We start from the raw sequence: 8,536 nt of genomic DNA on the forward strand, positions 1-8,536 counted from the left end.
GCGCGCGGAGGGCGTGCCCTGGCTGCACTTCGGCTTCACGCCGTTCACGACGCTGCGCGACGAGTGGGAGCAGCCCGGCTACAGCCGCGCCTACAACTGGTTCATGCACGTGCTCTGGGAGCACGGCGCCGAGGTCTACCCAGCCCAGACGCAGCTCGCTTACAAGGAAAAGTGGGGGCAGAGCCTGATCCTGCCGGAATACGTGGCCTTCCAGGGCCCGGCGAGCCTGACCGGCTTCACCCACATCTTCCGCGCCTGCGCGGCGCTGTGATCTCGGAACCATTCCATCAGCCCACTGATCGACAGACCGCTGATAGCCAGACCACTGACAGATTCACGGACAACGGAGGCCAGCCATGAGTGCCGAGGACGAGAGCGCACCCGCCGCCGAACCGACTGCGGTCGAGGCGGCGCAGGGCGCGGTGATGGAGGCGTTCTTCGCGATCGCCGCCGACGCGGACAGCGAGGAGGCGGCGCTCAACGCCGACCGCGCGCTGCTCGCGCTGGACGAACTGCTCGGCTAGTCCCGGACCGACGGCGCGGAGAGGTGCCCGGTGCACGATCCACGGACCCTGATGGAGCTCGGCGACGGCGCGGTCAAGGCGCTGGCCCGCCGGGGCTACGAACTCGACCTCGACACGCTCGGCGCGCTGATGTCCCGCCGGGCGGCCGCGCTCGACCAGATCGGCAAGCTGCGCGCCGAGGCCAACCGGCTGGCCCGCGAGGCCCGCGCCGGGCGCGGTGAGCGTGACGCCGCCGTGACCGGCGGCCACCAGTCGGCGAAGCAGCTCAAGGAGCGCATCGCCCGGCTGGAGACCGAGCAGCGGCAGGCCGAGGCCGAGCTGTCCGACTTCCTGCTCGCCGTGCCCAACCTGCCGGACCCCGCCATCCCCGACGGCGGCGAGCAGGATGCCGTCGAGGTGCGCCGGGTCGGCGCGATTCCGGCCTTCGACTTCGAACCCGCCGACCACGTGGCGCTCGGTGAGCGCATGGGCATCCTCGATTTCAAGCGGGCCGGGAAGCTGTCCGGCGCCCGCTTCTCGGTCGCCCGCGACGCCGGTGCGGCACTGGAGCGCGCGCTGGCCTCGTTCTTCCTCGACCTGCACACCCGAGAGCACGGATACCGCGAGTGGTCGGTGCCGACCCTGGTAACTCGGCAGACGATGACCGGCACCGGCCAGCTGCCGAAGTTCGAGGCGGACCTGTTCCGCACCGGTGTCGGCGACCGCGAGCTGTTCCTCATCCCGACCGCCGAGGTCCCGCTGACCAACCTGCACGCCGACGAGGTGCTCGACCCCGCGGCGCTGCCGATCGCGCTGACCGCGCACACGCGCTGTTTCCGCGCCGAGGCCGGCTCCTACGGCCGGGACACCCGCGGCGTCATGCGTCTGCACGAGTTCGGCAAGGTGGAGCTGGTACGCATCTGCGCGCCCGAACGCGCGCAGGACGAACTGACCGCGATGGTCGGCCACGCAGAGGCCTGCCTCCAGCGCCTCGCACTGGCCTACCGGGTGATGCTGCTGGCCGCGCGGGACACCGGATTCTGCGCCCGGATGACCTACGACCTTGAGGTCTGGCTGCCCGGCCAGGGGCAGTACCGGGAGGTCTCCTCCTGCTCGGACTGCGGCACGTTCCAGGGGCGCCGGGCCCGCATCAGGGTACGCGGCCAGGGCGGGGCCAAGAGCCCGGCGGCCACGCTCAACGGCTCCGGGCTGCCGATCGGGCGCACCCTCGCCGCCATCCTCGAACAGCACCAGCAGGCGGACGGCAGCGTCCTGATCCCGTCGGCGCTGGTCCCGTACACCGGCTTCAGCCGGATCGCCCCGGACGGTGCTGCCGACCGCTGAAGCGCGCCGAGCGAACGAGTGAATGGGCCCGGCGCACCGCCGGGCCGCAGCCGTCAGCGCCCGATTCCCGAAGGAGACATCCGATCATGCAGGACCGCAAAGCCGCCGTCGCCACCGCCGTGGCGACGCAAGGCGCGGACTTTTACGATCCGGTCGCCGCGTCCTTCGCGTCCGCCGGAGCACGCTTCCCCGAGTTGTCCGAGCGGGTCAAGGCCGCGGGGCTGCTCGATCTGCGTCCGGTCGCCTACTTCTTCGCCCTCTCCCGCAACCTCCTGCTGCTGCTGGGCGGCCTCGCCGCCTTCGTCCTGATCGGCGACTCCTGGTGGAACCTGGCGATCGCCGCGCTCCTCGGGGTCAGCGGGGCGCAGAGCGCGTTCATGTGGCACGACGCCGGGCACAAGGCGATGTTCCGCGGCAAGCGGGCCGCCACTGCCATGGGCCTGCTGCACGCCAACCTGATCAACGGCGTGAGCTACGGCTGGTGGGTCACCCACCACAACCGGCACCACAGCTTCCCGAACAACCTGGACCTGGACCCGGACATCGGCCGGCGCACCATCATCTTCGACATCAAGCAGTACCCGAGCCGCCGCGGCCGGCAGAAGCTCGTGGTGCGCTACCAGCACGTGCTGTTCTTCGTACTGCTGGTCTGGGAGTCGGTCAAGATCCACCGGATCGCCTACAAGGCGCTTACCGGCCGCACGCTCAAGCAGCCGGTCGTCGAGGGCACGCTGCTGCTCGCCCACGCGGCGATCTTCCTCACCAGCGTCTTCCTGGTGCTCTCGCCGGTGAAGGCGATCCTGTTCGTGGTCATCCAGCAGGCGGTGCTCGGCGTCTACTTCGGGATGATCTTCGCCCCGAACCACAAGGGCATGGAGATCCGCGACGGCGAGGAGTCGCTGACCTGGCTGGAGCGGCAGGTGCTCACCTCGCGCAACATCCGGCCGTCCTGGTTCGTCGACTGGTTCTACGGCGGGCTGAACTACCAGATCGAACACCACCTGTTCCCGGCGATGCCGCAGATGAACCTGGGCCGCTGCCGGGTCATCGTGCGCGACTACTGCCAGGAGTACGGCATTCCGTACCACGAGGTCGGCTTCTTCGCGTCCTACCGCGAGGTCGCCGGCTTCCTGTACGAGGTCAGCGCGCCGGTGCGGCGCGGACTGGCCGGCCAGTCCGCGTAGCCCTGGCCGACCTGCACAGGCCCCACCCGAAAACGCCGGTCCCCGCCCCGAGACCTCTCGCGGCGGGGACCGGCGCGCTCCCGGCAGCTGCCGTTCAGCCCTCGCTCACGCGAGGCATTCGGGCATCGTGCCGTCGCCGTACCCGGCGATGTCGAAAATCGCAGCACCCAGATCGAGCTCGGCGCCCGGCGCGGCTCCGCCGATCTCCGCGTAGGCGCGGTGCAGATTCCCGGCCAGCCGCTCGGGGTTGTGCAGGTGCGCGAACGGGCTGAGATCGGCCTCCCGCGCGGCTTCGAGCGGGCTGCGGCCGCGGGCGTACGCGTCGGCTGCGATCCGCGTGAGCCAGGTCAGGTACTGCTCGGTCGCGTCGATCGCGCCCGCGTCGGTGACCGGTCCGTGTCCGGGCACGATGACGAGCGGGTCGAAGGCGCGCAGCATGCCGAGCGCGGCGAGCGATCCGGACAGCGAGCCCATCAGGACGAACGGCGTGCCGCCGGAGAAGATCAGATCGCCGCTGAACAACACGCGCTGCGCGGGCAGCCACACGACCGTGTCGTTGGTCGTGTGCGCCGCCGGGATGTGCACGAGCCGGGCGTCGACGCCCTCGATGTCGAGCGCCGCGCTCGACTCGAAGGTTTCGGTGGGCACTGTGAGTTTGATCTCACCCCACTCGACGGCGGGCCACAACTGTTCGAGCATGTGTCCCTGCGCTCGAATCTCGTCCGGGCACAGTTCGTGCCCGATGATGCGCGCGGTGTCCGCGAATACGAAATTGCCGTGCGTGTGGTCGCCGTGATGGTGCGTATTGACCAAGGTGCGAACCGGAGCGTCGGTCAGTGAGGCGATCGCGTCGCGCAATGCGAACGTACGCGCTGCCGTCGCCGCCGTGTCCACCAGCAGAACCTGATCGTCCCCGATGACGATCCCGGCGTTGTTCAAACACCAACCGCCATCAGGCTGTATATACGCATGGACACGGTCGGTGATCTGTTGCAGGTACGGGTCTGCGACGCGGGCGCTGGTGGCGCTGCCGTTCACGAAGGCTCCTGAAGTCACAAGTGATGGACGCGCAGCGAGGGTAGCCGGACCGGCGCCCGATGTCCGCTCTTCGAACTCAGGAGGGTGCGCGGCGCAGGGTCGGCCGACGCGCGGCGGCGGACGAGCCTACCGTCGCACGCGAAGCCCCGGCCAAACTCGAAGAGTCCCGATGCGCAGTGCACAACCCCGAGTACCTGGCGCGGATGTCGCGACAGCGCTCGCAAGTGCGTTCAACCCGGGATCCGACGAAGTATTCCTCTGGCTCTTCGCCGAACGACTGACGCATGGCGTGTCGCCGTCCGCGCGATTACCTGCGAATTCGGCGAAGTGAATCAGAACTCTGGTTTTCTTTTTCGAACTGCCGGGCACCCGCTGTGCGCGCGGCGAAACGCGGTGGCGCGGCGGCACGGCCGGTGGGCTGGGGCGATGCGAGCCGCCACGGCGCGGATAAAAAGCCACCGCAGTGAACCTGACCAGTTGACGAGGGCGTTAAGGTATGCGAATTAGACGATAGAAAGGAAACGCTGTGGCTCTCAAACGTGTGTGCGACATCACCGGCACGGACCGTGATGTGGAGATCTGTGAGGTCACCATAGCCGGTCAGTCGATCAAGCTCGATCTCTCGCCGGCGGGCGCGGATAAACTGCGCGAGTTCTTCGGTCCGGTCGTCACCGTGCGGCATCCGCACGTGGACGGCGGCCCGGTCGAGCCCGTGGCCGTGCCGCAGACGGCGGCCGTGGACGATGACGACGACGAGGAAGCCGAGGCGGAGGTCGAAGCCGAGTCCGAGTCCGAGGTGGAAGAGGTCTTCGACGACGACTCGGTCACGGCCTCCGTTTCGCGCACCGAGCGTCCGGCCCGGCGCGGTGGCCGTCGGCCCGCCTCCGTGACGAAGGGCGCCCGCAAGAAGAGCGTCTCGCGCCGGGCGGCCAAGCCGGTGGTGACCGCGGCCAGTCAGGCCACTGCCGAAATCCGCGAATGGGCGCGCGCCAACGGGTTCGAAGTCGGCGAGCGCGGCGCGATTCCGGGGCGGATCCGCTCCGCCTACACGCTCGCGCACGAGTAGCTCCCGCGTGCGCGCCACAGTCGGTCTGGACGAACACGCAAGACACGCGCAGTACGCAGAAGCAGAGTACGTAGAAATGGCGCCGCCCGTCTGCGCGATGCGGATCGCATGCGCAGACGGGCGGCGTGGCTGGCGGTCTTCAGCCGCTGATCTCAGTACCGGATCTCGGTAGTGATCGCGCCGGTCTCACCGCCGGATCGGCTGTCACGGGTAGCTGGTGAGGTCAGCGACGGTGCTGGCGGAGTTCACCGTGTTGCCGACGCCGTTGATGACGTGGTTGATGGTGCCGGTGCCGCCGAGCGAGACGGTGACCATGTCGTGCCAGCCGACGCCGGAGACGTTGGGTGAGGTCAATGCATTGTCGGCGACCACGGACGAGTTCGTGCTGAAGTAGCAGTACACGCCGAGCCCGTAGCCCTGGAAGCTGGTCACCGAGTTGGCCACGGCGATCGACGCGAAGCCGCGGGCCGAGCCGTTCATCCACGAGGACTGGTCCGGCACGTCATAGGGCATTTCGCTCTGGTAGAAGTAGTCCTTGCCGCCGTTGCCGTTCCACTGGACCTGGGTCTGCTGGTAGTGCTCGACGGCGAGTCCGTACATCGTGACGTTGGCGCCGTTGACCACGAGGCCGTTGGCGGCGGTGTTGGTGGTCCAGCCGACCGTGCCGCCGTTGCCGTGGTCGGCTCGCCACAGCCACAGGTCGTCGCCGATCACGTTGGCGCTGTCGACCACGAGCGTCTGGGTCGCCCTGCCGACCGTCGCGCCGCCGATGCGGAAGAACACGTCGGAGAGCACCGTCGGGTCGGACGCGTGGCTCGCGCTCGAACCGGACGGGCCGACCTGCATCAGCACCGGCGAGTTCGTCGCGCCGGCGTCGATGATCAGGCCGCCGACGCGCACGCCGTTGACGTCCGCCACCGAGAGCGCGGCAGTGCCGTTGCCGGATACCAGCGTCGCCATGCCGAGGCCGAGTACGACGGTGTCGGGGTTGTTGACGTTGACCGTGCCGTCGAGGTTGTAGACGCCGGGGGTGAAGATCAGGTTCTTGCCTGCGGACAGCTGGGCGTTGATGGTGCCCGAGCTGTCGCCGGGGTGGGCCAGGTAGAAGGAGCTGATCGGCAGCGAGGTTCCGGCCGTGTTTCCGTTGCTCCAACTGGTGCCCTGCGAGTTGCCGCGGTTGCCGGGTACGAACACGTTGTAGTTGCCGGAGGAGTCGACGTAGAGGTACGGCTTCTCCGAGATGGTCGGCGTGGTCGAGACCGTGGTGTACGGCGGGTTCGGGAAACTCTGGCCGGGTACGCCGGTGGAGCCGGTGAACACCATGTTCCAGTTCGAGCCGGTCCAGCTGCCGAACTGGTCGTTGCGCAGCATGTACTGCTGTTGGCTGCCGGAGTTGACCTGGCCGGTGACGACCGAGTCGCCGATGAAGCCGCCGGAGGACCAGCCGTTGAGCGATAGTGCCAGCGAGCCGTTGACGTCCATCCGGCGCAGCGGGGTGGCTTGTGAGGTGGCCCAGGTGGTGGCGCCTGAGGACGGGCTGGTGGTCAGGTTCTCCGCGTCGCGCCAGAAGTTGATGGTCGCGTTGCCGCCGTTCCAGTTGGCGTCCGCGTGCACGCCGCCACCGGTGATCGTGGTCTGCGTCGGCGACTGCCCGAGGCCGAGCACCTGCGTGTAGAAGCCGACCGGCACATCGACGTTGTACGTGCCCGGCTTGAACAGCAGGGCGTAACGCTGGGTGCCGAACTGGTTGGTCTGCTCGGTGTTGTACACGGAGTTGATCTGGCTCTGGATCGACGAACTCGACATCGACGGGTCGAAGATCAGCACGTTGGAGCCGAAGTTCGGCGTACCGCCGCCCGTGCTGCCGGTCGGGCTCGCGCTGGGGCTCGGGTTGCCGCTCGGCGTCGGGATCGTCCACGTCTGGTTCGCCTGGCCGCCGCCGCAGGCCCAGATCTGGACCTGGGTGCCGGAGCCGCCCCAGCCGGTGTCGTCGAGACAGCTGCCGGAGTTGGTGTTGACGAGTTCGCCGTTGGACTGGGGCTGCCAGACCTGGGCTCCGGTGCCGTTGCAGGTGTACAGCTGCACGAGGGTGCCGTTGGCGGTTCCGGCGGCGGTCACGTCCAGGCACTTGCCGAGCGCCTGCACGGTGTTGTTCGTGCTGTCCACGGTCCAGGACTGCGCGTTGGTGCCGTTGCAGGTGTAAACCTGGACCGGCGTGCCGTCGGCGCTGTTCGCCCCGCGCACGTCCAGGCACAGGCCCTGGTAGCCGGTGATCTGGCCGGTGGCCGTCACGTCGGCCGCGTGCGCGGGCGCGGCGAGGACGCCGGTCGCGCCCACGAGGCCCAGCGCCGCGGCGACGGCGGCCGCCGCGAAGGCGGCGATCAGAGAGCGGCTCGGCCGGCGGTGCGGGTCGGCGGAGCGCGGTGGGGCTGAATGTCGCATCGGGAGTTCCCCTGGTTTCTCAGAGTTCTGTCGCGACGGTGTCGCGTCGGCGGTGGGCACACGGCCGCCCCGGCACGGGCGGTCGTGTGCCCGGACTCAGCGAGAAGACGACGGCCTGCCCGGCCGGGCGAGGCCGGGCACGGGCACGGGAGAAATCGCATCATCCGAAGCCGCGGTGTGCGGACACCGTGCGCGGATCGCGGTCTGGCGCTCAGAGGCCATCGTCGGCGCTGCCTTTCTGGACGCGGCTCGTGCCCCGTCCAGGGTGTGCGGCCGCCGGACCCTGATGGTCCGGCGGAACCGTGACCGCCGCGCCGAGCGGCTGAAACCGGCCCCGGGACGCACCACGCCGCACCTGCGGACGTCCTCCGGGCCTGGCTTATTTCGAGTTGTGATTAAACTCTTAAACCAGAAGCTCGTCAAGCATGCGACACAAAGAAGAAGGCGGGGCGGGACCACGGTCCCGCCCCGCCCATTTGCCGCTCACCGCGGCTGGACGAGCTGCGCTAGAACGTCAGGAGACGTTGAGCGCGTTGTCGTCGAGCACGAAGGAGGTCTGGAGGGAGACGTCCTCGCTGCCGGTGAACTTCAGGGTGATGGTCTGGCCGATGAACGAGGCCAGGTTGAAGCTGTGCTGTGCGTACCCGCTGATGTGGTTCAGGTTCGAGTACGTCGCCAGCGTGCTCACGACGGAGCCGGAGCTGTTGAGCACCTGCACCTTGAGGGTGTCGTAGGCGGTCGTGGTGGTGGTTTCCGCGGTGTCGATGTGCAGCCAGAACGAGAAGGTCGCGTTCTTGCAGGTTGACGGGATGCTCACTGACTGCGAGGCGGTGTCGGTGTGGGTGGTGCCGTAGCCGTCGAGCCAGGCGTCCCAGCTACCGGAGTGCGCCGGCTCGGCAGTGCTGTTGTTCAGCACGCCCGCGCTCAGCGACCACGGGGTTGCCACGCCGCTTTCGAAG

General features: G+C 68.7%; 7 protein-coding genes and 1 pseudogene. 5 read left to right on the forward strand and 3 right to left on the reverse strand.

From position 1 onward, the window contains the following. The 4 genes from VGS97_RS06365 to VGS97_RS06380 all read left to right on the forward strand — a co-directional run. Positions 1-271, forward strand: a 271-nt coding sequence (locus VGS97_RS06365; protein WP_326852289.1) for a phosphatidylglycerol lysyltransferase domain-containing protein, incomplete at its 5' end; no start/stop codon positions are given. An 85-nt stretch (positions 272-356) separates the two neighbouring features. Beyond that, positions 357-524, forward strand: a complete 168-nt coding sequence (locus VGS97_RS06370) for a hypothetical protein (protein WP_326852290.1) — start codon at positions 357-359, stop codon at positions 522-524. Positions 525-554: 30 nt separating this feature from the next. Further along, positions 555-1,847 carry a serine--tRNA ligase gene (serS, locus tag VGS97_RS06375; RefSeq protein ID WP_326852291.1) on the forward strand — a complete coding sequence of 431 codons (1,293 nt, stop codon included), beginning with the start codon at positions 555-557 and terminating at the stop codon, positions 1,845-1,847. Positions 1,848-1,933: 86 nt separating this feature from the next. Further along, on the forward strand, positions 1,934-3,031 hold the full coding sequence (locus VGS97_RS06380) for an acyl-CoA desaturase (RefSeq protein WP_326852292.1): 1,098 nt from the start codon (positions 1,934-1,936) through the stop codon (positions 3,029-3,031). Positions 3,032-3,136: 105 nt separating this feature from the next. On the opposite strand, the gene VGS97_RS06385 is transcribed toward VGS97_RS06380, so the two are convergent. After that, the gene (locus VGS97_RS06385; RefSeq protein ID WP_326852293.1) at positions 3,137-4,069 is read right to left on the reverse strand and encodes an MBL fold metallo-hydrolase; all 933 of its coding nucleotides are present in this window, start codon (positions 4,067-4,069) and stop codon (positions 3,137-3,139) included. Positions 4,070-4,595: 526 nt separating this feature from the next. On the opposite strand from VGS97_RS06385, the gene VGS97_RS06390 reads away from it, so the two are divergent. After that, the gene (locus VGS97_RS06390) at positions 4,596-5,135 is read left to right on the forward strand and encodes an Lsr2 family DNA-binding protein (RefSeq protein ID WP_326852294.1); all 540 of its coding nucleotides are present in this window, start codon (positions 4,596-4,598) and stop codon (positions 5,133-5,135) included. Between the two features lie 204 nt (positions 5,136-5,339). Here the strand turns inward: VGS97_RS06390 and VGS97_RS06395 are convergent, their stop codons facing one another. Then, positions 5,340-7,577 carry a ricin-type beta-trefoil lectin domain protein gene (locus VGS97_RS06395; RefSeq protein ID WP_326852295.1) on the reverse strand — a complete coding sequence of 746 codons (2,238 nt, stop codon included), beginning with the start codon at positions 7,575-7,577 and terminating at the stop codon, positions 5,340-5,342. Between the two features lie 514 nt (positions 7,578-8,091). After that, positions 8,092-8,536, reverse strand: a pseudogene (locus tag VGS97_RS06400) (hypothetical protein); the annotation flags it as partial.

This window comes from Actinocrinis sp., from assembly GCF_035946395.1.
In the GTDB taxonomy this organism is placed as follows: Bacteria; Actinomycetota; Actinomycetes; order Streptomycetales; family Catenulisporaceae; genus Actinocrinis.